25 protein-coding genes and 1 tRNA gene are annotated in these 25,816 nt (G+C 66.9%); 24 read left to right on the plus strand and 2 right to left on the minus strand.

The features are described from left to right. Positions 1–74: 74 nt before the first annotated feature. The 18 genes from KV106_RS23125 (at position 75) to KV106_RS23210 (ending at position 16,160) form a co-directional block, all read left to right on the plus strand. Positions 75–159, plus strand: a tRNA-Leu gene (locus KV106_RS23125). 63 nt (positions 160–222) lie between these two features. Beyond that, a complete protein-coding gene (locus KV106_RS23130; RefSeq protein WP_012748607.1) occupies positions 223–582 on the plus strand; it encodes an NADH-quinone oxidoreductase subunit A in 360 nt (119 codons plus the stop codon). 12 nt (positions 583–594) lie between these two features. Then, positions 595–1,074, plus strand: a complete 480-nt coding sequence (locus KV106_RS23135; RefSeq protein ID WP_057592164.1) for a NuoB/complex I 20 kDa subunit family protein — start codon at positions 595–597, stop codon at positions 1,072–1,074. A gap of 12 nt (positions 1,075–1,086) precedes the next feature. Next, positions 1,087–1,698 carry an NADH-quinone oxidoreductase subunit C gene (locus tag KV106_RS23140; protein WP_057592165.1) on the plus strand — a complete coding sequence of 204 codons (612 nt, stop codon included), beginning with the start codon at positions 1,087–1,089 and terminating at the stop codon, positions 1,696–1,698. A 1-nt stretch (position 1,699) separates the two neighbouring features. After that, positions 1,700–2,953, plus strand: a complete 1,254-nt coding sequence (locus tag KV106_RS23145) for an NADH-quinone oxidoreductase subunit D (RefSeq protein ID WP_057592166.1) — start codon at positions 1,700–1,702, stop codon at positions 2,951–2,953. A 10-nt stretch (positions 2,954–2,963) separates the two neighbouring features. Continuing rightward, a complete protein-coding gene (locus KV106_RS23150) occupies positions 2,964–3,503 on the plus strand; it encodes an NADH-quinone oxidoreductase subunit NuoE family protein (RefSeq protein ID WP_057592167.1) in 540 nt (179 codons plus the stop codon). Then, the gene (nuoF, locus tag KV106_RS23155; RefSeq protein ID WP_057592168.1) at positions 3,503–4,843 is read left to right on the plus strand and encodes an NADH-quinone oxidoreductase subunit NuoF; all 1,341 of its coding nucleotides are present in this window, start codon (positions 3,503–3,505) and stop codon (positions 4,841–4,843) included. The genes KV106_RS23150 and nuoF overlap by 1 nt, the downstream gene beginning before the upstream one ends. A gap of 17 nt (positions 4,844–4,860) precedes the next feature. Continuing rightward, on the plus strand, positions 4,861–7,038 hold the full coding sequence (gene nuoG, locus KV106_RS23160) for an NADH-quinone oxidoreductase subunit NuoG (RefSeq protein WP_261212624.1): 2,178 nt from the start codon (positions 4,861–4,863) through the stop codon (positions 7,036–7,038). Then, positions 7,035–8,111, plus strand: coding sequence for an NADH-quinone oxidoreductase subunit NuoH (nuoH, locus tag KV106_RS23165; RefSeq protein WP_057592170.1), 1,077 nt, complete (start codon positions 7,035–7,037; stop codon positions 8,109–8,111). Before nuoG ends, nuoH begins: the two co-directional genes overlap by 4 nt. Before the next feature lie 17 nt (positions 8,112–8,128). After that, positions 8,129–8,647 (plus strand): NADH-quinone oxidoreductase subunit NuoI, encoded by a 519-nt coding sequence (nuoI, locus tag KV106_RS23170; protein WP_057592171.1) that lies wholly within the window; start codon positions 8,129–8,131, stop codon positions 8,645–8,647. 35 nt (positions 8,648–8,682) lie between these two features. Then, positions 8,683–9,342 (plus strand): NADH-quinone oxidoreductase subunit J, encoded by a 660-nt coding sequence (locus tag KV106_RS23175; RefSeq protein ID WP_057592172.1) that lies wholly within the window; start codon positions 8,683–8,685, stop codon positions 9,340–9,342. Beyond that, complete coding sequence (gene nuoK, locus KV106_RS23180) at positions 9,339–9,647, plus strand: NADH-quinone oxidoreductase subunit NuoK (protein ID WP_019653383.1); 309 nt, start codon at positions 9,339–9,341, stop codon at positions 9,645–9,647. The genes KV106_RS23175 and nuoK overlap by 4 nt, the downstream gene beginning before the upstream one ends. 18 nt (positions 9,648–9,665) lie before the next feature. Then, positions 9,666–11,705 carry an NADH-quinone oxidoreductase subunit L gene (gene nuoL, locus KV106_RS23185; RefSeq protein ID WP_057592173.1) on the plus strand — a complete coding sequence of 680 codons (2,040 nt, stop codon included), beginning with the start codon at positions 9,666–9,668 and terminating at the stop codon, positions 11,703–11,705. 27 nt (positions 11,706–11,732) lie between these two features. Next, on the plus strand, positions 11,733–13,211 hold the full coding sequence (locus KV106_RS23190; RefSeq protein WP_057592174.1) for an NADH-quinone oxidoreductase subunit M: 1,479 nt from the start codon (positions 11,733–11,735) through the stop codon (positions 13,209–13,211). Between the two features lie 24 nt (positions 13,212–13,235). After that, positions 13,236–14,723, plus strand: a complete 1,488-nt coding sequence (nuoN, locus tag KV106_RS23195) for an NADH-quinone oxidoreductase subunit NuoN (RefSeq protein WP_057592175.1) — start codon at positions 13,236–13,238, stop codon at positions 14,721–14,723. A 27-nt stretch (positions 14,724–14,750) separates the two neighbouring features. Beyond that, positions 14,751–15,053, plus strand: a complete 303-nt coding sequence (locus tag KV106_RS23200) for a DUF2818 family protein (protein WP_261212634.1) — start codon at positions 14,751–14,753, stop codon at positions 15,051–15,053. 31 nt (positions 15,054–15,084) lie between these two features. Beyond that, the gene (locus tag KV106_RS23205) at positions 15,085–15,684 is read left to right on the plus strand and encodes an NUDIX domain-containing protein (RefSeq protein WP_057592177.1); all 600 of its coding nucleotides are present in this window, start codon (positions 15,085–15,087) and stop codon (positions 15,682–15,684) included. 8 nt (positions 15,685–15,692) lie between these two features. Continuing rightward, on the plus strand, positions 15,693–16,160 hold the full coding sequence (locus KV106_RS23210) for a DUF1178 family protein (protein WP_057592178.1): 468 nt from the start codon (positions 15,693–15,695) through the stop codon (positions 16,158–16,160). A gap of 143 nt (positions 16,161–16,303) precedes the next feature. Here KV106_RS23210 and KV106_RS23215 read toward each other — a convergent pair whose 3' ends face one another. Continuing rightward, positions 16,304–18,091: an ABC transporter transmembrane domain-containing protein gene (locus KV106_RS23215; RefSeq protein ID WP_261212637.1), complete on the minus strand. Its 1,788-nt coding sequence runs from the start codon at positions 18,089–18,091 to the stop codon at positions 16,304–16,306. Between the two features lie 89 nt (positions 18,092–18,180). On the opposite strand from KV106_RS23215, the gene KV106_RS23220 reads away from it, so the two are divergent. The 5 genes from KV106_RS23220 to KV106_RS23240 all read left to right on the plus strand — a co-directional run bounded on the left by KV106_RS23220 (position 18,181) and on the right by KV106_RS23240 (position 24,175). After that, positions 18,181–18,717: a MarR family winged helix-turn-helix transcriptional regulator gene (locus tag KV106_RS23220; protein ID WP_057592180.1), complete on the plus strand. Its 537-nt coding sequence runs from the start codon at positions 18,181–18,183 to the stop codon at positions 18,715–18,717. Further along, a complete protein-coding gene (locus KV106_RS23225) occupies positions 18,710–20,212 on the plus strand; it encodes an efflux transporter outer membrane subunit (RefSeq protein WP_261212641.1) in 1,503 nt (500 codons plus the stop codon). Before KV106_RS23220 ends, KV106_RS23225 begins: the two co-directional genes overlap by 8 nt. Before the next feature lie 29 nt (positions 20,213–20,241). Further along, on the plus strand, positions 20,242–21,582 hold the full coding sequence (locus KV106_RS23230) for an efflux RND transporter periplasmic adaptor subunit (protein ID WP_261212643.1): 1,341 nt from the start codon (positions 20,242–20,244) through the stop codon (positions 21,580–21,582). A gap of 54 nt (positions 21,583–21,636) precedes the next feature. Beyond that, positions 21,637–23,202 (plus strand): DHA2 family efflux MFS transporter permease subunit, encoded by a 1,566-nt coding sequence (locus KV106_RS23235; protein WP_057592183.1) that lies wholly within the window; start codon positions 21,637–21,639, stop codon positions 23,200–23,202. Positions 23,203–23,281: 79 nt separating this feature from the next. Beyond that, complete coding sequence (locus tag KV106_RS23240; RefSeq protein WP_261212646.1) at positions 23,282–24,175, plus strand: LysR family transcriptional regulator; 894 nt, start codon at positions 23,282–23,284, stop codon at positions 24,173–24,175. On the opposite strand, the gene KV106_RS23245 is transcribed toward KV106_RS23240, so the two are convergent. Then, entirely contained in the window at positions 24,160–24,780 is a 621-nt protein-coding gene (locus KV106_RS23245; protein WP_261212647.1) for a cysteine hydrolase family protein, read from the minus strand. The two genes, KV106_RS23240 and KV106_RS23245, sit on opposite strands and share 16 nt — an antisense overlap. A gap of 427 nt (positions 24,781–25,207) precedes the next feature. On the opposite strand from KV106_RS23245, the gene KV106_RS23250 reads away from it, so the two are divergent. Next, positions 25,208–25,816 (plus strand): ABC transporter ATP-binding protein (locus KV106_RS23250; RefSeq protein WP_261212648.1); only part of this gene is annotated, 609 nt, incomplete at its 3' end.

Raw genomic sequence — 25,816 nt, forward strand, 5'->3', positions numbered from 1 at the left:
AGGGTAAACTCTAAAGCTGTTCGGAAAGCCAAACCTCTTTGTAGGCACCTCATGCCATCCGAACAGAAAAAACCGCGGTCGTGGTGAAATTGGTAGACACGCTATCTTGAGGGGGTAGTGGCGAAAGCTGTGCGAGTTCGAGTCTCGCCGACCGCACCAAATCTCACCGACAGGACGCCTCATGAAGGTGCTTCTGTCGGTGGCAAGCGGTGAAAGCTCCCGATGAACCTCGATTCCTACCTTCCCGTCCTTTTGTTCATTCTGGTCGGGGTCGGCGTAGGCGTCGCTCCACAGGTCATCGGATACATCCTCGGCCCCAATCGGCCTGACGCAGCCAAGAACGCGCCTTACGAGTGCGGCTTCGAGGCCTTCGAGGATGCGCGCATGAAGTTCGACGTGCGCTATTACCTGGTTGCCATTCTCTTCATCCTGTTCGATCTGGAGATTGCCTTTCTCTTCCCGTGGGCCATTGCGCTCAAGGAGATCGGTGCTGTCGGCTTCTGGGCCATGATGATCTTTCTCGCCATCCTCGTCGTGGGCTTCGCCTACGAGTGGAAAAAAGGCGCGCTCGACTGGGAATAAGGAAGCTACACGATGGCCATTGAAGGCGTTCTCAAGGAAGGCTTCGTCACGACCACCTACGACTCGGTGGTGAACTGGGCGAAGACCGGATCTCTGTGGCCGATGACGTTCGGTCTGGCTTGCTGTGCGGTCGAAATGATGCACGCGGGCGCGGCCCGCTACGACATCGACCGTTTCGGCATGCTGTTCCGTCCGAGCCCGCGTCAGTCCGACCTGATGATCGTGGCCGGCACGCTGTGCAACAAGATGGCGCCGGCACTGCGCAAGGTCTACGACCAGATGCCCGAGCCGCGCTGGGTGCTCTCGATGGGTTCGTGCGCCAACGGCGGCGGCTACTACCACTACAGCTACTCGGTGGTGCGTGGCTGCGACCGGATCGTTCCGGTCGACGTCTACGTGCCGGGCTGCCCGCCCACCGCCGAAGCGCTGCTCTACGGGATCATCCAGCTGCAGCAGAAGATCCGCCGCACCAACACCATCGCGCGTGCCTGAGGAATTGCCGAGATGACCGACTTTGCAATTTCTCCGGAGGCGCTGCAGGCGACTCTGGTGCAGACCCTGGGCGACAAGGCTCGGAGCGTGACCGTTGCGCTGGGTGAAGTGACTGTGGTGGTGGGTGCTGCCGACTACATCGACGCGGCACTGCTGCTGCGCGACGCGCCGGGCTGCCGCTTCGAGCAACTGATCGATCTCTGCGGCATGGACTATTCCGACTACCGCGAAGGCGAGTGGGAAGGCGAGCGCTACGGCGTCGTCTCGCACCTGCTGTCGGTGAGCCTCAACCAGCGCGTGCGCCTCAAGGTGTTCGCGCCCAGCGAAGACCTGCCGGTGGTCGACTCCCTGCAGCCGGTGTGGAACGCGGCGACCTGGTTCGAGCGCGAGGCCTTCGACCTCTACGGCATCGTGTTCGAAGGCCACGACGACCTGCGCCGCATCCTGACCGACTACGGCTTCATCGGCCATCCGTTCCGCAAGGACTTCCCGGTGTCGGGTCATGTCGAGATGCGCTACGACGAAGAGCAGAAGCGCGTGGTCTACCAGCCGGTATCGATCGAGCCGCGCGAGATCACGCCGCGCGTGATCCGCGAAGACAACTACGGCGGCGGACTCCACTGACATGGCCGAAATCAAGAACTACACCCTCAACTTCGGTCCCCAGCATCCCGCGGCACACGGCGTGCTGCGCTTGGTGCTCGAGCTCGACGGCGAAGTGATCCAGCGCGCCGACCCGCACATCGGCCTGCTGCACCGCGCGACCGAGAAGCTCGCCGAATCGCGCACCTTCATCCAGTCGCTGCCCTACATGGACCGCCTCGACTACGTGTCGATGATGTCCAACGAGCACGCCTACTGCCTCGCCATCGAGAAGATGATGGGCCTCGAGGTGCCGATCCGCGCGCAGTACATCCGCGTCATGTTCGCCGAGATCACCCGGCTGCTGAACCACCTGCTGTGGCTCGGCGCGCACGGCCTCGATTGCGGTGCGATGAACATGCTCATCTACTGCTTCCGCGAACGCGAAGACCTGTTCGACATGTACGAGGCGGTGTCGGGCGCGCGCATGCACGCGGCCTACTTCCGTCCGGGCGGCGTGTACCGCGACCTGCCGGACGTGATGCCGCAGTACAAGGTCAGCAAGATCAAGAACGCGAAGGCGATCGAGAAGCTCAACGAGAACCGCCAGGGCTCGCTGCTCGACTTCGTCGACGATTTCTGCAAGCGCTTCCCGAAGATGGTCGACGAGTACGAGACGCTGCTCACCGACAACCGTATCTGGAAGCAGCGCACCGTGGGCATCGGCGTGGTCACGCCGGAGCGCGCGCTCAACCTCGGCTTCACCGGCCCGATGCTGCGTGGCTCGGGCGTCGAATGGGACCTGCGCAAGAAGCAGCCCTACGACGTCTACGACCGCATGCAGTTCGACGTGCCGGTCGGCCGCACCGGCGACTGCTACGACCGCTACCTGGTGCGCGTCGAGGAGATGCGCCAGGCCAACAAGATCATCCAGCAGTGCGCGGCATGGCTGCGCGCCAACCCCGGCCCGGTGATCACCGACAACCACAAGGTCGCCGCGCCCGCGCGCGAATCGATGAAGGCGAACATGGAGGAGCTGATCCACCATTTCAAGCTCTTCACCGAAGGCTTCCACGTGCCCGAGGGCGAGGCCTATGCCGCCGTCGAGCATCCGAAGGGCGAGTTCGGCATCTATCTCGTGAGCGACGGCGCCAACAAGCCGTACCGTTTGAAGATCCGCGCCCCTGGCTTCCCGCACCTCGCCGCCCTCGACGAAATGTCGCGCGGCCACATGATCGCCGACGCTGTCGCGGTGATCGGCACGATGGACATCGTGTTCGGCGAAATCGACAGGTGAGAAAGAGCGAATGACTTCCTCTACCCATGACACTCACGCGGCGCCTTCGGCGCCGCTGAAGCCTGAGACCCTCGAACGCTTCGCGCGCGAGGTGGCCAAGTACCCCGAGGCCGGCAAGCAGTCGGCCGTGATGGCCTGCCTGGCGATCGTGCAGCAGGACGAGGGTTTCGTGAGCGCCCAGCGCGAGCGCGAGATCGCCGAGTACCTCGGCATGGCGCCGATCGCGGTGCACGAGGTCACGACCTTCTACAACATGTACAACCAGCATGCGGTGGGCAAGTACAAGCTCAACGTCTGCACCAACCTGCCGTGCCAGCTGCGCGATGGCGTCACCGCTCTCGTGCACCTCGAGAAGAAGCTCGGCATCAAGATGGGCGAGACCACGGCCGACGGCCTGTTCACGCTGCAGCAGAGCGAATGCCTGGGCGCCTGCGCCGATTCGCCGGTGATGCTGGTCAACGACCGCACGATGTGCAGCTTCATGAGCAACGACAAGCTCGACCAGCTCGTCGATGGCCTGCGCAGTGCAACCCCCGGGGAGGCTTCGTGATGACGCCCGATCAGGTTCTTTCGCAGTTCCGCGCCACCGGCGTGCAGACCTGCTTCCATGACCGCCACATCGGCGCCCAGATCTATGCCGGCCTCGACGGCACCAACTGGCATCTCGCCGACTACGAGGCGCGCGGCGGCTACCAGGCGCTGCGCAAGATCCTCACCGAGGGCCTGACGCCCGACCAGGTGATCGCCGAAGTCAAGGCCTCGGGCCTGCGCGGCCGCGGCGGCGCCGGTTTCCCGACCGGCCTGAAGTGGAGCTTCATGCCGCGCCAGTTCCCGGGCCAGAAGTACCTGGTCTGCAATTCGGACGAAGGCGAGCCGGGCACCTGCAAGGACCGCGACATCCTGCAGTTCAACCCGCACATCGTGATCGAGGGCATGGCCATCGCCGCCTATGCGATGGGCATCAGCGTGGGCTACAACTACATCCACGGCGAGATCTTCCAGAGCTACGAGCGCTTCGAGGAAGCCCTCGAGGAGGCGCGCGCCGCCGGTTATCTGGGCGACAAGATCATGGGCAGCACGTACAACTTCCAGTTGCACGCCGCCCACGGCTTCGGCGCCTACATCTGCGGCGAGGAAACCGCGCTGCTCGAATCGCTCGAAGGCAAGAAGGGCCAGCCGCGCTTCAAGCCGCCGTTCCCGGCCAGCTTCGGCCTGTACGGCAAGCCGACCACCATCAACAACACCGAGACCTTCGCGGCGGTGCCCTGGATCATCCGCAACGGTGGCCAGGCGTACCTCGAGTGCGGCAAGCCGAACAATGGCGGCACCAAGATCTATTCGGTCAGCGGCGACGTCGAACTGCCGGGCAACTACGAAGTGCCGATGGGCACGCCGTTCTCCAAGCTGCTCGAACTGGCCGGCGGCGTGCGCAAGGGCCGCACGCTCAAGGCCGTGATTCCCGGCGGCTCGTCGGCACCGGTGCTGCCGGCCGACATCATGATGCAGTGCACGATGGACTACGACTCCATCTCCAAGGCCGGCTCCATGCTGGGGTCGGGCGCGGTGATCGTGATGGACGACAGCCGCTCGATGGTCGAGTCGCTCAAGCGCCTCTCGTATTTCTACATGCACGAATCCTGCGGCCAGTGCACGCCGTGCCGCGAAGGCACCGGCTGGCTCTACCGCGTGGTCGACCGCATCCACAACGGCCAGGGCAAGCCCAGCGACCTGCAGCTGCTGGACTCCGTCGCTGGCGACATCATGGGCCGCACCATCTGCGCCCTCGGCGACGCGGCGGCCATGCCGGTGCGCGCCATGATCAAGCACTTCCGCCACGAGTTCGAAGCCTTGATCCCGGGCTACGTCCCGAAAGCAACGGTCCAGGCCTGAGCGCGAGAAAAAGACATATGGTTGAAATCGAACTCGACGGCAAGAAGGTCGAAGTGGCCGAAGGCAGCATGGTCATGCATGCTGCCGACAAGGCCGGCACCTACATTCCGCACTTCTGCTATCACAAGAAGCTCAGCATCGCGGCCAACTGCCGCATGTGCCTGGTCGACGTCGAAAAGGCGCCCAAGCCGATGCCGGCCTGCGCCACGCCCGTCACGCAGGGCATGATCGTCCGCACCAAGAGCGAGAAGGCGATCAAGGCCCAGCAGTCGGTCATGGAGTTCCTGCTGATCAACCATCCGCTGGACTGCCCGATCTGCGACCAGGGCGGCGAATGCCAGCTGCAGGACCTGGCCGTGGGCTACGGCGGTTCCTCCTCGCGCTACGAGGAAGAAAAGCGCGTCGTGTTCCACAAGGACGTGGGCCCGCTGATCAGCATGGAAGAGATGAGCCGTTGCATCCACTGCACGCGCTGCGTCCGCTTCGGCCAGGAAGTGGCCGGCGTGATGGAGCTCGGCATGTCGCACCGCGGCGAGCACTCGGAAATCGAAACCTTCCTCGGCGACTCGGTCGACTCCGAGCTCTCGGGCAACATGATCGACATCTGCCCGGTCGGCGCGCTCACGAGCAAGCCCTTCCGCTACAGCGCCCGCACCTGGGAACTGTCGCGCCGCAAGTCGGTGAGCCCGCACGACTCCACCGGCGCCAACCTGATCGTCCAGGTCAAGAACAACCGCGTGATGCGCGTGGTGCCGCTCGAGAACGAAGACGTCAACGAATGCTGGATCGCCGACCGTGACCGCTTCTCGTACGAAGCGCTCAACGGCGGCGAGCGCCTGACGCAGCCCATGCTCAAGCAGGGCGGCCAATGGCAGCAGGTCGACTGGCAGACCGCGCTCGAGTACGTGGCCAACGGCCTCAAGCAGATCAAGGCCGACCATGGCGCGCAGAGCATCGGCACGCTGGTCAGCCCGCACAGCACGCTCGAGGAGCTGCAGCTCGCCGCGCTGCTCACGCGCGAGCTCGGCAGCGACAACATCGACTACCGCCTGCGCAACGCCGAATTCACGGCCTTCGAAGGCATCCGCTGGCTCGGCACCTCGATCGCCTCGCTGACCCAACTGCAGCGCGCCTTCGTCGTCGGCTCGAACCTGCGCAAGGACCATCCGCTGTTCGCGCAGCGCATCCGCCAGGCCGTGCGCAAGGGCGCCGCGCTCAGCGTGCTGACCTCGAAGCAGTTGATGGCCGACGCCGAAGCCTGGGCCATCCAGCCCGCGCAGGCCGCCATCGTCGATGCCGGCCAATGGATCGAAGTGCTGGCCGCGATCGCGACCGTGGTGGGCCAGTCCACCGGCGCCGCTTCGCCGCTGGCACCCGCCAACGCGCCCGACGCCACCGCGCAGGCCATCGCCGCCTCGCTGCTGAGCGGCGAGCGCAAGGCCATCCTGCTGGGCAATGCGGCCGCGCACCATGCGCAGGCCGGCAGCCTGCTCGCGCTGGCCAACTGGATCGGCGCGCAGACCGGCGCCAGCGTCGGCTACCTGACCGAAGCCGCGAACACCGTGGGCGCGCAGCTCGTGGGCGCGTTCCCGAAGAACGGCGGCCTTCACGCCGGCCAGATGCTCGCCGCCGGCTCCGGCCTCAAGGCCGTGCTGCTGCTGAACACCGAGCCGGTGTTCGACTCGGCCGCCGGCGCCGCTGCCGCCGACACCATCGGCAATGCGCAGATGGTGGTCACGCTGAGCCCGTTCAAGGCCAATCTCGAATTCAGCGACGTGCTGCTGCCGATCGCGCCGTTCACCGAAACGCCCGGCAGCTTCGTCAATGCCGAAGGCCGCCTGCAGAGCTTCCACGCCGTGGTCAAGCCGCAGGGCGAGGCCCGTCCGGCCTGGAAGGTGCTGCGCGTGCTCGCCAACCTGCTGGGCCTGCAAGGCTTCGCGTTCGAATCGACCGCCGACGTGCTGCGCACGGTGGGCGACAACGGCGCGCTGCCGGCCGATGCGCTGCGCAACGCCACCGGTGCCGCTGCGGCGGCCGACAACGGCGCGGCCGCGCCCGTGGTCGCGAGCATCTACCAGCTCGATTCGATCGTGCGCCGCGCGCCGTCGCTGCAACTGACCGCCGACGCGCGCAACGCGGGCCATGGCATCGGTGCCGCGCCCGCCAGCGCTCAGGCCGAGGAGGTGTCGGCATGATCGACGCCATTCACGGCTTCGGCCAGGGTCTCGTCGCCGCCGGCTGGTGGACCGGCGTGGTCTGGCCCGTCATCTGGACGCTGATCAAGATCATCGTCGTGGTCATCCCGCTGATGCTGGCGGTGGCCTACCTCACGCTGTGGGAACGCAAGGCCATCGGCTTCACGCAGATCCGCGTGGGCCCGAACCGCATCGGGCCGCTGGGCCTGCTGCAGCCGATCGCCGACGCGCTCAAGCTGATGACCAAGGAAATCATCCTTCCGACGGTCGCCAACAAGGGCCTGTTCCTGCTCGGCCCGATCATGACCATCATGCCGGCGCTCGCCGCCTGGGCCGTGATTCCCTTCGGTCCCGACGTCGCGCTCGCCAACATCAACGCCGGCCTGCTGTTCGTGATGGCCATCACCTCGCTCGAGGTCTATGGCGTGATCATCGCGGGCTGGGCCTCGAACTCGAAGTACGCCTTCCTGGGCGCGCTGCGTGCATCGGCCCAGATGGTGAGCTACGAAATCGCGATGGGCTTCTGCTTCGTCGTGGTGCTGATGGTCACCGGCAGCCTGAACATGAGCGAGATCGTGAACGTCCAGGGCAAGGGCATGTTCGCCAACCTCGGCGTCGGCTTCCTGTCGTGGAACTGGCTGCCGCTGCTGCCGATCTTCGTCGTCTACTTCATCTCGGGCCTGGCCGAGACCAACCGCCACCCCTTCGACGTGGTGGAAGGCGAATCGGAAATCGTCGCGGGTCACATGATCGAGTACTCGGGCATGAGCTTCGCGATGTTCTTCCTGGCCGAGTACGCGAACATGTGGCTGGTCTCGATCCTGACCGTCATCCTGTTCCTCGGCGGCTGGCTGCCCCCGTTCGAGTTCCTGAGCTTCATCCCGGGCTGGATCTGGCTCGGCGCCAAGACCTTCTGCGTGGTCACCATGTTCCTGTGGGTGCGCTCGACGTTCCCGCGCTTCCGCTATGACCAGATCATGCGTCTGGGCTGGAAGATCTTCATTCCCGTCACCCTCGTGTGGCTGGTCGTGGTCGGTGGCTGGATGCAGACGCCGTTCAACATCTGGAAATAACTGGAAGCGCCAACACCATGTCTGCGCACACCGCAACCCCGTCCGCGCCGTTCTCGCTCAAGGACTTCCTCGGCAGCTTCATGCTGTTCGAGCTGTTCAAGGGCCTGGCCATCACGGGCAAGTACGCCTTCAGCCGCAAGATCACGGTGCAGTTCCCCGAAGAGAAGACGCCGCTGTCGCCGCGCTTCCGCGGCCTGCACGCGCTGCGCCGCTACGAGAACGGCGAGGAACGCTGCATCGCCTGCAAGCTCTGCGAGGCCGTGTGCCCCGCGCTCGCGATCACCATCGAATCCGATGTGCGCGACGACGGCTCGCGCCGCACCACGCGCTACGACATCGACCTGACGAAGTGCATCTTCTGCGGCTTCTGCGAAGAGAGCTGCCCGGTCGACTCGATCGTGGAGACCCACATCTTCGAATACCACGGCGAAAAGCGCGGCGACCTGTACTTCACCAAGGACATGCTGCTGGCCGTGGGCGACCGCTACGAAACAGAAATCGCGGCGAACAAGGCGGCTGACGCCAAGTACCGCTGAGCCGGCCTGGCCTGAACCCCTACGAATTCGAACTCATGGACGTCAAGACCGGTCTGTTCTATCTGTTTGCCGCGGTGCTGCTGTTCGCATCGTTCCGCGTCATCACCGCCCGCAACCCCGTGTACGCGGCGTTGTACCTCGTGCTGGCCTTCTTCCAGGCTTCGGCCATCTGGCTGCTGCTGCGCGCCGAATTCCTCGCGATCTCGCTCGTGCTGGTGTACGTGGGCGCGGTGATGGTGCTGTTCCTGTTCGTCGTGATGATGCTGGACATCAACGTCGACAGCCTGCGGCAGGGCTTCTGGAAGCACTTCCCGCTGGCGGCGGCCGTCGGCGCGCTGATCGCGCTCGAGATGGCGGCCGTGCTGATGGGCGGCTTCCGCCTCGGCGAGGCACCGCGCGCGGTGGCCGCGGCCAACAGCTCCAACACGCTCGAGCTGGGCAAGCTGCTGTATTCCGAATACCTCTATCCGCTGGAAATCGCCGCCGTCATCCTGCTGGTGGCCATCATCGCCGCCATCGCGCTGACCCTGCGCACCCGCAAGGACAGCAAGTACGTCGACCCGGCCGACCAGGTGCGCGTGAAGGCGCGCGACCGCGTCCGCGTGGTGCAGATGCCGGTCACCCGCGCGGCGGAGCCCGTGGTGGAAGCCCCGGCCGAAGCGGCGGCGCCGGCAGCAAAGGAGAACAAGGCATGACGCTCACCCTCGGACACTTCCTCTCGCTGGGCGCGATGCTGTTCGCGCTGTCGGTGATCGGCATCTTCCTGAATCGCAAGAACCTGATCGTGCTGCTGATGGCCATCGAGCTGATGCTGCTCGCGGTCAACATGAACTTCGTCGCCTTCTCGCACTTCCTGGGCGACATGCACGGCCAGATCTTCGTGTTCTTCATCCTGACGGTGGCCGCGGCCGAGTCGGCCATCGGCCTCGCGCTGCTGGTGCTGCTGTTCCGCAACAAGTCGAACATCAACGTCGACGAACTCAACTCGCTCAAGGGCTGATCCAAGGCTGACACCAGAATGAGCGCAACCCTTTCCGCATCCACGCTGCTGGCCGTTCCCATGGCCCCCCTGGTCGGGGCGGCCCTGGCCGGCATCTTCGGCACCAAGTTCGGCGGCAACCACATCGGCCGCAAGATCACGCACTCGCTGACCATCCTCGGCGTGTTCGTCGCCTTCGTCATCTCGGCGCTGACGCTCAAGTCGGTCATCGTCGACGGCGCCCGCTTCAACCAGACCCTCTACGAGTGGATGGTCGTCGGCGGCCTCAAGATGGAAGTCGGCTTCATGGTCGACGGCCTCACCGCGATGATGATGTGCGTCGTGACCTTCGTGTCGCTGATGGTCCACATCTACACCATCGGCTACATGGAAGAAGACGAGGGCTACAACCGCTTCTTCGCCTACATCTCGCTCTTCACCTTCTCCATGCTGATGCTCGTGATGAGCAACAACATGTTGCAGCTGTTCTTCGGCTGGGAAGCGGTGGGCCTGGTGTCGTACCTGCTGATCGGCTTCTGGTTCAACAAGCCGACCGCGATCTTCGCGAACATGAAGGCCTTCCTGGTCAACCGCGTGGGCGACTTCGGCTTCATCCTCGGCATCGGCCTGATCGCGGCCTACGCCGGCACCCTCAACTACACCGAAGCCTTCGCCAAGGCCGGCACGCTCGGCGGCATCACCTTCCCGGGCACCGACTGGATGCTGATCACCGTGATCTGCATCTGCCTGTTCATCGGCGCGATGGGCAAGAGCGCGCAGTTCCCGCTGCACGTGTGGCTGCCCGACTCGATGGAAGGCCCGACCCCGATCTCGGCGCTGATCCACGCGGCGACCATGGTGACGGCCGGCATCTTCATGGTGGCGCGCATGTCGCCGCTGTTCGAGCTGAGCGACACGGCCCTGAGCTTCATCCTCGTGATCGGTGCCATCACCGCGCTGTTCATGGGCTTCCTCGGCATCATTCAGAACGACATCAAGCGCGTGGTGGCGTACTCCACGCTGTCGCAGCTGGGCTACATGACGGTGGCGCTCGGTGCCTCGGCCTACTCGGTCGCGGTGTTCCACCTGATGACCCACGCCTTCTTCAAGGCGCTGCTGTTCCTTGGTGCGGGCTCGGTCATCATCGGCATGCACCACAACCAGGACATCCGCTGGATGGGCGGCGTGCGCAAGTACATGCCGATCACCTGGATCACCTCGCTGCTGGGCTCACTGGCGCTGATCGGCACGCCGCTGTTCTCGGGCTTCTACTCGAAGGACAGCATCATCGAGGCGGTGAAGGAAAGCCACCTGTGGGGCGCGAACTTCGCCTACTACGCGGTGCTGATCGGCGTGTTCGTCACGGCCTTCTATTCGTTCCGCATGTACTTCCTGGTCTTCCACGGCAAGGAACGCTACGACCAGAACCCCGATGCGCACCACGACGACCATCACGCGCACGACGACCACGGCCATGGCCACGGTCACGACGACCACAAGCCGCACGAATCGCCCTGGGTGGTGTGGCTGCCGCTGGTGCTGCTCGCGATCCCCTCGGTGGTCATCGGTTTCCTGACGATCCACCCGATGCTCTACGGCGAGTTCTTCAAGGACGCGATCTTCGTCGACGCGACGAAGCACCACGCCATGAAGGAGCTCGAGGAGGCCTTCCACGGTGCCGGCGCGATGGCGCTGCACGGCCTGCAGACCATGCCGTTCTGGCTGGCGCTCGCGGGCGTGGCGCTCTCGTACTACATGTACATGGTCAACCCGGCGCTGCCGGCCGCGATCAAGCGCGCCTTCGGCCCCGTGTACCGCCTGCTCGAGAACAAGTACTACCTCGACTGGATCAACGAGAACATCATCGCGCGCGGTGCCCGCGCCCTCGGCATGGGCCTGTGGAAGGGCGGCGATCAGGCACTGATCGACGGCGCGGTCGTCAATGGCTCGTGGAAGCTGGTGGGCCGCATCTCGGGCGTGGTCCGCTGGCTGCAGTCGGGCTACATCTATCACTACGCCTTCGCGATGCTGCTCGGGATCTTCGTCCTGATGACGTACTTCGTCTGGTTCAAACGCTAAGCCGCAAAGCGCTGGAGTAAAAGAAAAATGGGTTTGTTGAGCCTTGCCATCTGGGTGCCGATCGCATTCGGTGCCGTGCTGCTGGCGTTCGGTCGCGACGAGCATGCCAAGGGCGTGCGCTGGGTGGCGCTCGTCGGGTCGATCGTGAGCTTCCTGGTCACGCTGCCGCTGATCACGCGGTTCCAGAACGGCACCGCCGCGATGCAGTTCGTGGAGAAGGCGCCCTGGATCGAGCGTTTCAACATCAACTACAACCTGGGCGTCGACGGCCTGTCGGTGTGGTTCGTGCTGCTGACCGCGTTCATCACGATCATCGTGGTGATCTCGGCCTGGGAAGTGATCACCGAGCGCGTCAACCAGTACATGGGCGCGTTCCTGATCCTGTCGGGCCTGATGATCGGCGTGTTCTCGGCCATCGACGGCCTGCTGTTCTACGTCTTCTTCGAAGCCACGCTGATCCCGATGTACCTGATCATCGGCATCTGGGGCGGCCCGAACAAGATCTACGCGGCCTTCAAGTTCTTCCTCTACACGCTGCTCGGCTCGCTCTTGATGCTGGTGGCGCTGATCTACCTGTACAACACCTCGGGCGGCAGCTTCGACATCCTCGCCTGGCACAAGCTGCCGCTGAGCGGCCATGCCCAGACGCTGCTGTTCTTCGCCTTCTTCGCGGCCTTCGCGGTCAAGGTGCCGATGTGGCCGGTCCACACCTGGCTGCCCGACGTGCACGTCGAGGCCCCGACCGGCGGCTCCGCCGTGCTGGCCGCGATCATGCTGAAGCTCGGTGCCTACGGCTTCCTGCGCTTCTCGATGCCGATCGCGCCCGATGCCGCGCACGAATGGGCCTGGCTCATGATCGCGCTGTCGCTGATCGCCGTGATCTACGTCGGCCTGGTCGCGATGGTGCAGCAGGACATGAAGAAGCTGGTGGCCTATTCGTCGGTCGCCCACATGGGCTTCGTGACGCTCGGCTTCTTCATCTTCAACGAACTCGGCGTGGCCGGCGGCATCGTGCAGATGATCGCCCACGGCTTCGTGTCGGGCGCCATGTTCCTCGGCATCGGCGTGCTCTACGACCGCGTGCATTCGCGCCAGATCGCGGACTACGGCGGCGTGGTCAACACCATGCCCAAGTTCGCCGCCTTCATGCTGCTGTTCGCGATGGCCAACTGCGGCCTGCCGGGCACCGCCGGTTTTGTCGGCGAGTGGATGGTGATCCTGGGCGCGGTCAAGGCCAACTTCTGGATCGGCCTGGCCTCGGCCACCGCGCTGATCTTCGGCGCCGCCTATACCTTGTGGATGTACAAGCGCGTCTACCTCGGCCCGGTCGGCAACGACCACGTGAAGGAACTCAGCGACATCAATGCGCGCGAATTCCTGATGCTGGCGCTGCTGGCGATCGCGGTGCTGTGGATGGGCCTGTTCCCCAAGCCCTTCACCGACGTGATGGATGCCTCCGTGACCCAGCTGCTGCGTCATGTGGCGGTGTCGAAGATCCCCTCCTGATGGCTGGCTGAAGAAGAGAACGAGATGATTGACAAACTCAGCTGGGTCACGATCTACCCTGAAATCGTGTTGCTGGTCATGGCCTGCATCATCGCGCTGGTCGACCTGTCGGACACCAGCGCCCGCCGCACCCGCACCTACGTCCTGACCCTGATCACGCTGGCCGTGGTGGCCGCGATGACCGGCATGGCCGCGAGCGAGGGCAAGGCCATCTACGGCTTCGGCAACATGGTCGTGAGCGACCCGATGGGCAACTGGCTCAAGTGCTTCGCCTCGCTGGCGCTGATGGTCACGCTGGTCTACGGCCGTCCCTACGCGGCCGACCGCGACATGCTGCGCGGCGGCGAGATGTTCACGCTGGGCATGTTCGCGCTGCTGGGCATGTTCGTGATGATCTCGGGCAGCAACTTCCTGCTGATCTACCTCGGCCTCGAACTGCTGACGCTCTCGAGCTACGCGCTGGTGGCGCTGCGCCGCGACAACGCGGTCGCCAGCGAAGCCGCCATGAAGTACTTCGTGCTCGGCGCCATGGCCAGCGGCTTCCTGCTCTACGGCCTGTCGATGATGTACGGCGCCACCGGTTCGCTCGACGTGAACGAGGTGTTCAAGGCGATCGCGAGCGGCAAGGTCAACCACCAGGTGCTGGTGTTCGGCCTGGTGTTCATCGTGGCCGGCCTGGCATTCAAGGTCGGTGCCGCCCCGTTCCACATGTGGGTGCCCGACGTCTACCAGGGCGCGCCCACGGCGATCACGCTGATGATCGGCGCGGCGCCCGAACTCGCGGCCTTCGCGATCATCATCCGCCTGCTGGTCGAAGGCCTGCTGCCGCTGGCGATCGACTGGCAGCAGATGCTCGCGGTGCTGGCCATCGCCTCGCTGGTGGTCGGCAACCTGGCCGCCATCGCGCAGACCAACCTCAAGCGCATGCTGGCCTACTCGACCATCTCGCAGATGGGCTTCGTGCTGCTCGGCCTGGTGGCCGGCGTGGTCAACGGCAACACCTACAACGCCCAGTTCGCCTACAGCGCGTCGATGTTCTACATCGTGACCTACGTGCTCACGACCCTGGCAAGCTTCGGCACCATCCTGCTGCTGGCGCGCGAAGGCTTCGAGAGCGAGGAGATCACCGACCTGGCCGGCCTCAACCAGCGCAGCCCGCTGTATGCCGGCGTGATGGCGATCACCATGTTCTCGCTCGCGGGCATCCCGCCGCTGGTCGGCTTCTACGCCAAGCTGGCGGTGCTGCAGGCGCTGATCGCCTCGGGCCAGGCCCTCTACATCGGCCTCGCCGTGTTCGCGGTGCTGATGTCGCTGGTCGGCGCCTTCTACTACCTGCGCGTGGTCAAGGTCATGTACTTCGACGCACCGGTCACGGCCAGCACCGTGTCGGCGCCGCGCGACGTGCGCACCGTGCTGACGATCAACGGCGCGCTGATCCTGATCCTCGGCATCGTGCCGGGCGGCCTGATGACGCTGTGCGCCAAGGCCATCGTCGCCACGCTGGCGAACTGAAGCGCCGCGCGCCAGGGCCCGCACAAGGTGTCGCAGACGGCTTCGGTCTGGGTGGTGTTGCTGCTGGCCCTGCTGGCGGCCAACCTGCCGTTCGTCAACGAGCGGCTCTTCGGCGCCGTGGCGATCGGCGCGCGCAAGACACTGGCCGTGCGCTTCGGCGAGCTGGTGGTGCTGTATTTCATCGCCGGCGGCATCGGCCTGCTGTTCGAGCGCAGGGCAGGGCAGATCGCCGCGCAGGGCTGGGAGTTCTATGCGGTGACCGGCGCGCTGTTCATCGTGCTGGCCTTCCCGGGCTTCACGTGGCGCTACCTGATGAAGCACCGGCACTGAGGCCGCCATCCACCCGATCACGGAGCGCACCATGACCACCAGCACCCCCGCGGACGCGCACCTGCGCGAAGAGCTCACCTCGCGCGAATCGCTCGCCAAGGGCAACTTCCTCGAAGTCCGCCGCGACACCGTGAAGCTGCCCGATGGCCACAGCGCCACGCGCGAATACGTCGTGCATCCGGGGGCCGTGGTGGTGATTCCGCTGCTCGACGATGGCCGCGTGGTGCTCGAGCGCCAGTTCCGCTACCCGGTGGGCCAGGTGATGATCGAATTCCCCGCGGGCAAGCTCGACGCGGGCGAGGATCCGCTGGTCTGCGGCCAGCGCGAACTGCTCGAGGAAACCGGCTACCGCGCGCGCGAATGGGCGCGTGCCGGCGCGATGCACCTGGCCGTGGGCTATTCGACCGAAATCATCCACATCTACTTCGCGCGCGGACTCTCGCTCGGCGAGCGGCAGCTCGACCACGGCGAGTTCCTCGACGTGTTCACCGCCACGCCCGACGAACTGCTGGGCTGGTGCCGCGACGGCTCGGTCACCGACGCCAAGACCCTGGCCTGCGCGCTGTGGCTGCAGAACACGGGTTCGGGTGCATGGGCTCTCGACTGGCAGGGCGACTCGGCCCGGGGATAATCGCGCGCATGAAGGTCCTCGATCTCCAATGCGCGCACGGCCACGGCTTCGAAGGCTGGTTCGGGTCCAATGAGGATTTCGAAAGCCAGCTCGCGCGCGGACTGGTCGAGTGCCCGGTCTGCGCCGACACCGCGATCGTCAAGCTGCTGAGCGCGCCGCGCCTGAACCTGGGCAACGCGAAGGCGCCCGAGTCCGAGCGTTCGAACGCCGGCGCTCCCGCACCGGCCTCCGCGAACCTGCCGGCCGAGATGTCGCCCGAGGCGCGCTGGATGCGCGCCGTGCGCGAGGTGCTGGCCAAGACCGAGGACGTCGGCGACCGCTTCGCCGACGAGGCCCGCAAGATGCACTATGGCGAGACCAAGGAGCGCGGCATCCGCGGCCAGGCGACGCCCGAACAGACCGAGGCGCTGCTCGACGAGGGCATCGCGGTGATGCCGCTGCCGATTCCGGCGGGGCTCAAGGAAACCCTGCAATAGCCCCCGAAGGTCGGGCCACACCAGAAACAAGAAAGGAGAGCCCAGGCTCTCCTTTTCCTTTTCCTTTTCCTTTTCCTTTTCCGAATTCCTTCTGCGACTTCTGCGAAACCTTCGCGTCTTCCGCGTTCGGTCCCCGATCCCGTTCAGCTGGTGAACTGCAGCGCCGCCAGCCGTGCATAGACCCCGCCCTGCGCCACCAGCGCCGCGTGCGTGCCCTGTTCGACGATGCCGCCATGGTCGAGCACCACGATGCGGTCGGCCTTCTGCACGGTGGCCAGCCGGTGCGCGATCACCAGCGTCGTGCGGCCTTCCATCGCCGACTCGAGCGCGGCCTGCACCATGCGTTCGCTTTCGGCGTCGAGCGCGCTCGTGGCCTCGTCGAGCAGCAGCAGCGGGGGATTCTTGAGCATGGCGCGCGCGATCGCGATGCGCTGGCGCTGGCCGCCCGACAGCCGCACGCCGCGTTCGCCGAGGAAGGTGTCGTAGCCCTGCGGCAGGGCCTGCAGGAAGTCGTGCGCGAAGGCGGCGCGCGCGGCGGCATGCACCTCCTCGACGCTGGCCTCGGGCCGGCCGTAGCGGATGTTCTCGAGCGCGCTGGCCGAGAAGATCACGGCATCTTGCGGCACCAGGCCGATGCGCGTGCGCAGGTCGTGCAGCGCCAGCGAGGACAGCGGCGCGTCGTCGAGCAGCAGCTGGCCCGACTGCGGGTCGTAGTAGCGCAGCAGCAGCTGGAACACGGTGCTCTTGCCGGCGCCGCTCGAGCCGACCAGCGCCACCGTCTCGCCCGGCGTCACGGCCAGCGAGAAGTCGCGCAGCGCCGGCGTCCCGGGCCGCGAGGGGTAGTGGAAGCTGATCCGGTCGAACACGATCGCGCTGCCCGCGGCGGGCACGGGCGAGCGCACCGGCGCGGCCGGCGAGACGATGGCCGCGGGCGCGTGCAGCAGCTCCATCAACCGCTCGGTGGCGCCGGCGGCGCGCAGCAAGTCGCCGTAGACCTCGCCGAGCACCGCGGTGGCGCTCGCGAGGATCGCCACGTAGACCACGGTCTGGCCCAGGTGGCCGGCCGTGATGTCGCCGCGCAGCACCGCCTGCGTGCCCTGGTACAGGCCCCACAGCAGCGCCGCCGAGGTCGCGATGATGATGAAGGCGACCAGCACCGAGCGCGCCTTGGTGCGGCGCACGGCGGTGCGGAAGGCGTTCTCGGTCGAACCTTCGAAGCGGTCGGCCTCGCGGTCCTCGGCGGTGTAGCTCTGCACCACGGGGATCGCGTTCAGCACCTCGGCCGCGATCGCGCTCGAGTCGGCCACGCGGTCCTGGCTGGCGCGCGACAGCCGGCGCACGCGGCGGCCGAACCACATGCTCGGCAGCACCACCACCACCAGCAGGCCGAGCACCTGCACCATCACGTAGGGATTGGTCCAGACCAGCATCGCGAGCGCGCCCACGCCCATCACCGCGTTGCGCAGGCCCATGCTCAGCGAGGAGCCGACCACCGTCTGCACCAGCGTCGTGTCGGCCGTCAGGCGCGACAGCACCTCGCCGGTCTGGGTGGTCTCGAAGAACACCGGGCTCTGGCGCAGCACCCGGCTGTAGACCGCGTTGCGCAGGTCGGCCGTGACGCGCTCGCCGAGCCAGCTCACCGTGTAGAAGCGGGCCGCCGAGAACAGCCCGAGCGCGACCGCGACCGCGAACAGGGCGCCGAAATGCTCGCGCAGCGCCATCGTCTGCGCGCCCTTGTCGGGGTTGACCAGGCCGCCGTCGATCAGGCTGCGCAGGGCGATCGGGAACACCAGCGTCGTGACCGCCGCCATGACCAGGAACACGGCCGCCAGGGTGATCTGCACACGGTAGGGATGAAGAAAAGGGCCCAGTCCCGACAGCGATCGGGGCGAGCCCTTGGCCGTGGAGGCCGGCGAGGGGGAGGAAGCCATGGGCCGCGATTCTAGCGAGTCGCGAGAGAACCTTTGCCTTCACAAAGGTCGCCTTGACAATAATTGCCATGGCAGCTAATATTCGAGCCATGAACGATGCCACTGCTCCCGATGACGCTCCGGTTTCGCCGGACGAGGTGCGCCGTGCGCCCGATTTCTACCGGGCGGAGTCGTATTCGACCGAGGAAAGCATCGGCTACCTGATGCGCCGGATCGTCACCACGGTGGCGCAGTCGGTGGAAACCCGCATGTGCGAGCCCGGCAGTCCGACCTATCCGCAGTGGGTGCCGCTCTACAAGCTGCACATCGGCGCGGCCACCACGGTGGCCGAACTGGCGCGCGCCTGCGAGCTCGACACCGGCGCCATGACGCGGCTGCTCGACCGGCTCGAGGCCAAGGGCCTGTGCCGGCGCGTGCGTTCGCTCGAGGACCGGCGCGTGGTCAACATCGAGCTCACCGACGAAGGCCGCGCGGCCGCCAAGGAAGTGCCCCACGTCCTGAGCCGCGTGCAGAACGAATTGCTGGCGGACTTCACCGCCGATGAATGGGGGCAGCTCAAGTCCTACTTGCGCCGCATCCTCGACAACGCACAGGCCCTCGCGGCCCGTGGAGGAAAAAATGACTGATTCATTCGCCGCGCGCGCCCTGCGCCGCACTCCCGTCATGGTCGCCGCGCTGCTGGTGGTCGCGCTCGCCGGCTGCGCCGACATGGCCGGCATCGGCGGCCATGCCAAGCTGCGCGATGCCGGCTCGCTCGGTATCGCCTCGGCCGACAAGGCCGCCGCTCCCGCCCTCGACAGCCAATGGTGGCTGGCCTTCGGCGATGCGCAGCTCAACGGCCTGGTCGACCAGGCGGTGGCCGGCAACCCCAACCTGCAGGTCGCGCAGGCCCGCCTCGCGCGCGCGCAGGCCAATGCCGACGTCGCAGGCGCGGCGCTCAAGCCCAAGGTCGGGCTCGACTTCAATGGCACGCGCCAGAAGTTCAACACCAACTACATCTATCCCGAACCGCTGGGTGGCTCGATCCAGAACGTCGGCCTGCTGCAGCTCGGCGCGAGCTGGGAGCTCGACTTCTTCGGCAAGAACCGCACCGCGCTCGATGCCGCGATCGGCGCCGCCAATGCCGCCGCCGCCGATGCCGACGCGGCCCGCGTGCTGCTCGCGAGCAACGTGGCGCGCAGCTACTTCCAGTGGGCGCGGCTGAACGACCAGCTCGCGGTGGCGCAGCGCACGCTGGCACAGCGCGACGAAACCCTGAAGCTGGTGCGCGACCGCGTCTCGGCCGGCCTCGACACCCGGCTCGAACTGCGCCAGAGCGAAGGCGGCCTGCCCGAGGCGCGCCAGCAGATCGAGGCGCTCGACGAGCAGATCGCAATCGCCAAGCACGCGCTCGACGCGCTCGTGGGCCAGCCCGGCGCGAGCGACGCCCTCAAGCCGCCGCTGATCGCGAGCGTCAAGCCGATCGTGCTGCAGCCGAACATCCCGGCCGACCTGCTGGGCCGCCGCGCCGACATCGCGGCCGCGCGCTGGCGCGTCGAGGCCGCCACCAGCGACGTGGCCAATGCCAAGACCCTGTTCTATCCCAACGTCAACCTCACGGCCTTCGTCGGCTTCCAGAGCCTGGGCTTCGGCAAGCTCCTGAAGTCGGGCAGCGAGCAGTGGGGCGTGGGCCCGGCGATCCACCTGCCGATCTTCGAGGGCGGCCAACTGCGCGCCAACCTGCGCGGCAAGTCGGCCGACCTCGATGCCGCGGTCGAGAGCTACAACGCCACCGTGATCGATGCCGTGCGCGACGCCGCCGACCAGGTCACCAGCATCCAGTCGATCGCGCGCCAGCAGGCCGAGCAGCGCGCCGCGCAGACGGCCGCCGAGGGCGCCTACGACATCGCCGTGCAGCGTTACCGCGCGGGCCTCGGCAACTACCTCAACGTGCTGACCGCCGAGACCTCGGTGCTGGCGCAGCGCCGGCTCGCCGTCGACCTCGCCGCGCGCGCGCTCGACACCCAGGTCGCGCTGGCGCGTGCGCTCGGCGGCGGCTGGCAGCCTCCGTCGAACACCGCGAGCGCCGCCTCCGGCGCCACCACCACGGCATCCGCGACCCCGTCGGCCGCGACCCACTGAATCTCTCTTTCGAATCCGGAAAGACCATCATGAGCGACAACAACACACAGACCACCGCTGCTCCTTCCTCCGCCGCGGTCCCCGAAGCAGGCAACGGCAAGCGCCGCCGCGCCCTCACCGCGCTCACCGTCGCGGTGGTCGTGGTCGGCGGCGGCTGGGGCCTCTACGAATGGCTGGTGGCCAGCCACTACGAGGACACCGACAACGCCTACGTGCAGGGCAACGTGATCCAGATCACGCCGCAGATCGGCGGCACCGTGATGGCGATCAACGCCGACGACACCGACTACGTGAAGGCCGGCCAGCCGCTGGTGCAGCTCGACCCGGCCGATGCCAAGGTCGCGCTCGAGCAGGCCGAGGCCGCGCTCGCGCAGACCGTGCGCCAGACCCGCACGCTGTACGCCAACAACGGCTCGCTGGCCGCGCAGGTCACGCTGCGCCAGAGCGACATCGTCAAGGCCCAGAGCGACATCGCCAAGGCCCAGGACGACCTGCAGCGCCGCCGCGCGCTGTCGGGCAACGGCGCGGTGTCGAAGGAAGAACTCAACCATGCCGAGACCACGCTCGCCAACGCGAAGAGCGCGCTGGCCGCGGCGCAGGCCGGCGTGATCGCCGCGCGCGAGCAGCTCGCCAGCAACCAGTCGCTGACCGAGGGCACCAGCGTGGCCGAGCACCCGAGCGTGCTGGCCGCCGCCGCCAAGGTGCGCGAGGCCTACCTGGCCACGCAGCGCGTCGCCATGCCCGCGCCGGTCGACGGCTACGTCGCCAAGCGCACCGTGCAGCTCGGCCAGCGCGTCGCGGCCGGCACGCCGATGATGTCGATCGTGCCGCTCAACCAGCTGTGGGTCGACGCCAACTTCAAGGAAGTGCAGCTGCGCAACATCCGCATCGACCAGCCGGTGAAGCTCACCGCCGACGTCTACGGCAAGAAGGTCGAATACACGGGCAAGGTCGCCGGCCTGGGCGTGGGCACCGGCAGCGCCTTCGCGCTGCTGCCCGCGCAGAACGCCACCGGCAACTGGATCAAGGTGGTGCAACGCGTGCCGGTGCGCATCGCGCTGGACGCCGAGCAGCTCAGGACCAACCCGCTGCGCATCGGCCTGTCGATGGACGTCGAGGTCGACATCACGCAGAAGGGCGGCAAGATGCTCGCCGACGCGCCGCGCGCCACCGCGCTCACGCAGACGCAGGTCTACAGCCAGCTCGACCGCGGCGCAGATGCCGAGGTCGACCGCATCGTGGCCGCCAACCTCGGCAACAGCCCGGCCGCGAAGGCGGTGCACGTGCCCTCGGTGCCGGCGAGTCCCGCCGCGCCCGCGATGTCGCCGGCCTCGGCCGCGCAGATCCCCGCGCAGGGCCAACGGGGTTGATCGCCACGGCATTGCCGTTGCGACCGCTCTCCCTCCACACGTCGCGCTGAAACCATGGCCACCGCCGCCGCTCCAGCCTACGTACCGCCGCCTCCGCTCGAGGGCTCCGCCCGCGTGTGGGGGACGATTGCGCTTTCGGCCGCCACCTTCATGAACGTGCTCGACTCGTCGATCGCGAACGTGTCGCTGCCGGCGATCTCGGGCGACCTCGGCGTGAGCACCACGCAGGGCACCTGGGTCATCACCAGCTTCGCGGTGGCCAACGCCATCGCGGTGCCGCTCACCGGCTTCATGACGCAGCGCTTCGGCCAGGTCCGCCTGTTCATGGCGAGCGTGATCCTGTTCATGGTCAGCTCGCTGCTGTGCGGGCTGGCGCCGAACATGACGACCCTGATCGCCTTCCGCGCGCTGCAGGGCTTCGTCGCCGGTCCCATGATCCCGCTGTCGCAGACGCTGCTGCTGTCGAGCTATCCGCGCGCCAAGGCCGGCCTCGCGATGGCCATGTGGTCGATGACCACGCTGGTCGCGCCGGTGATGGGGCCGCTGCTCGGCGGCTGGATCACCGACAACATCTCCTGGCCCTGGATCTTCTACATCAACATCCCGGTGGGCATCGTCGCCGCGGCCATCACCTGGGTGCTGTACCGCAAGCGCGAGAGCATCACGCGCAAGGTGCCGATCGACGCCATCGGCCTCGCGCTGCTGGTGATCTGGGTCGGCGCGCTGCAGCTCATGCTCGACAAGGGCAAGGAGCTCGACTGGTTCCACTCGGCGCAGATCGTCACCCTCGCGGTGGTGGCCGTGGTCGGCTTCGCCTTCTTCCTGATCTGGGAGCTGACCGACAAGCACCCGGTGGTCGACCTGTCGCTGTTCAAGCGCCGCAACTTCTGGTCGGGCGCGGTCGCCACCGCCGTGGCCTACGGCCTGTTCTTCGGCAACGTGGTGCTGCTGCCGCTGTGGCTGCAGCAGTGGATGGGCTACACCGCGACCCAGGCCGGCATGGTGATGGCGCCGGTGGGGCTGCTGGCGATCTTCCTGTCGCCGGTGGTGGGCCTGACCATCGCCAAGGTCGACCCGCGCCGCTACGCCACCTTCTCGTTCCTGGTGTTCGCGCTGGTGCTGTGGATGCGGTCGAACTTCAACACCCAGGCCGACTTCGGGACCATCATGATCCCGACCTTCATCCAGGGCATCGCGATGGCGTTCTTCTTCATCCCGCTGGTGACGGTCACGCTCTCGGGCCTCTCGCCCGACCGCATCCCGGCCGCCTCGGGCCTGTCGAACTTCCTGCGCATCACGGCCGGCGCCATGGGCACCTCGATCGCCACCACGCTGTGGGAGAACCGCGCGACGCTGCACCATGCGCAGCTCGCGGAGTCGATCAACCAGGGCAATGCAGCGGCGACCAGCGCGATGTCGGGCCTCGCGAGCAACGGCTTCAGCACCGAGCAGGTGATGGGCCAGATCAACCGCCTGGTCGACCAGCAGTCCTTCATGCTGGCCTCGAACGACATCTTCTATGCATCGGCGGTGCTGTTCCTGCTGCTGATTCCGCTGGTGTGGTTCGCGCGGCCGCAGTCGGGCGGCGCGGGCAGCGACGCGGCGGCCGGCGCGCACTGAGTCCGCACTCGCCGCATCTCCCATCGACCCCCGGGTTTCGCAAGAGGCCCGGGGGTTTTGTTCGCATACAGTCGCGCGCATGGATCAGTTCGCCGCCTTGAAGGCATTTCGCGCGGTGGTCGAGGCCGGCGGCTTCACGGCCGCGGCCGAGGCCATGGATGTCTCGCACACCGTCGTCTCGCGCCAGGTCAAGCAGCTCGAGGCCGCGCTCGGCGTGCAATTGCTCAACCGCACCACGCGCCGCTTCGCGCTCACCGAGGCCGGCCAGACCTACTACGCGCACAGTCGCCAGATCCTCGACCAGCTCGAGGCCGCGGCGCTGGCCGTCGCGCGGCACCAGGTCGAGCCCACGGGCCTGCTGCGCATCAACGCGCCGATGTCCTTCGGCCTGGAGGCGCTCGCGCAATGGCTGCCGGCTTTTCTCGAAGCGCATCCGCAGCTCAAGGTCGACCTGGTGTGCAACGACCGCTTCGTCGACCTGATCGAGGAGGGCTTCGACGTGGGCCTGCGGCTGGCCTATGCGCTGTCGGACTCGACGCTGGTCGTCAAGCGCCTCGCGAGCTTCGAGGAGTGGTGGGTGGCCTCGCCCGATTACCTGCGGCGGCGCGGCACGCCGGTCGTGCCCGCCGACCTCGCGGCGCACGAGTGCCTCAACTACTCGCTCGCGGGCAAGGCAGGGCAGCCGAGCTTCACCGCGCGCGACGGCGGCGTGCACACGGTCGAGGTCGGCGGCCGGCTGCAGGCCAACAGCGGCATCGTGCTGCGCACGGCCGCGCTGGCCGGCACCGGGCTCGCGCTCTCGCCGGCCTTTCTCCTGCGCGACCACCTCGCGCGCGGCGAACTGGTGCGCGTGCTGCCGGACTTCGGCCAGCCGGCGTTGAACCTCTACGCGCTCTATCCGCAGAACCGGCACCTGTCGCCCAAGGTGCGCGCCTTCGTCGATTTCGCGGCGGCGCGTTACGGGGCCGGCTGATCGAGCAGACCCAGCAACTCGTCGGTGGAGCGCACCTCGGCCACCACGTCAGACACGCCACGCAGCGCCGCGCGATGCAGTTCGCGGTGGCCGAGCACGCCGCCGTCCTCCAGGTCTAGGTCGCGCGTCGCGCAGGCATCGCCCGCGATCAGGTTCTGGTAGCCGCGCGGCGCGGCATCGAAGGCGGTGGCCGACACGCACATGTGGGTCATGAGGCCGGTGAGGATCAGGGTGCGGATGCCGCGTGCCTGCAGCTCGGCATCGAGCGAGGTGCCCGCGAAGGCGCTCGGCGTCGCCTTCGTCAGCACCGCGTGCCGCGCGTCGGGATGCAACTCGGGATGAATCTCGAAGGCCGCGCTGTGCTGCGCGAAGATCGGGCTGTCCGCGGGCGCGAGGTGCTGCACATGGAACACCGGCATCGCGTGCCGGTCCGCCGCCTCGATCAGCCGCCGCGCCTGGCGCAGCGCGGGCAAGCCATCGGGGATCGGCATGCGCCCATCGAAGTACTCGTTCTGGAAATCGATCGCGATCAGTGCCGTGGTGGCGGGATCGAGGCGGGTGGTCGGCTGTGCGCCGGTGAGCGTGCGGATGCTGGGATGCTGCATGGTCTTCTCTGGATGACGGAGGAAGACCGAAGCGTACGAAGCATCGGTGTGCCGTTGTAGTGGCGTGGCCGCACAAGACTTGTGCGGATTTCGCGGGGACGGCGCGCGGTCCGAAGCCACCCGGCTGCCGCCGATGGACCGTGCGCGATGCCGATGCGATGTAGCGCGGAAGTGCGCGTGAAAACGCGGCCATCGCACGAGCCCAGGCCGTGGCGGTTCGCATGCTTTGTCGTCGCGACGACAGTGTGCGAATCGCATGCGTGCTGCGGCGGTCTCACCGTTCGAGAAGGTTGCACTGCAGCATAGGCATTTGCCCCAGTATGCAAGCGAGAGGCGCCCCCCAACAATCGGTCCGCGCTCGATGGTGGCGCTGTGAGAACAAACGCATGACAGACTTTTTCGGTCACTACCCGGGCGGCTTCGCGAGATGAGCGACGTCATTCTCGAAACACGCCAGCTCACCAAGGAATTCAAGGGTTTCACCGCGGTCAGCAAGGTCGACCTGTCGGTGGTGCGCGGCTCGATCCACGCGCTGATCGGACCCAACGGCGCGGGCAAGACCACCTGCTTCAACCTGCTCACGAAGTTCCTCGAACCCACCAGCGGCACGATCCTCTTCAACGGCCAGGACATCACGGGCGAGCGCCCCGCGCAGATCGCGCGGCGCGGCATCATCCGCTCGTTCCAGATCTCGGCCGTGTTCCCGCACCTCACGCTGCTGGAGAACGTGCGCCTGGGGCTGCAGCGCCGCCTGGGCACCTCGTACCACTTCTGGAAGAGCGAGAAGTCGCTCGAGCCCTTGAACGCCCGGGCGCGCGAGCTGCTCGCCGAGGTGGGCCTCGAAGAACTCGCCGAAGAGCAGACCGTGAACCTGCCCTACGGCCGCAAGCGCGCGCTCGAGATCGCGACCACGCTCGCGATGGAGCCCGAGCTGATGCTGCTGGACGAACCCACGCAGGGCATGGGCCATGAGGACGTGCACCGCGTGGCCGAGCTGATCAAGCGCGTGTCGGCGGGCCGCACCATCCTGATGGTC

The sequence above is a fragment of the Variovorax endophyticus genome, from assembly GCF_025376855.1.
In the GTDB taxonomy this organism is placed as follows: domain Bacteria; phylum Pseudomonadota; class Gammaproteobacteria; order Burkholderiales; family Burkholderiaceae_C; genus Variovorax.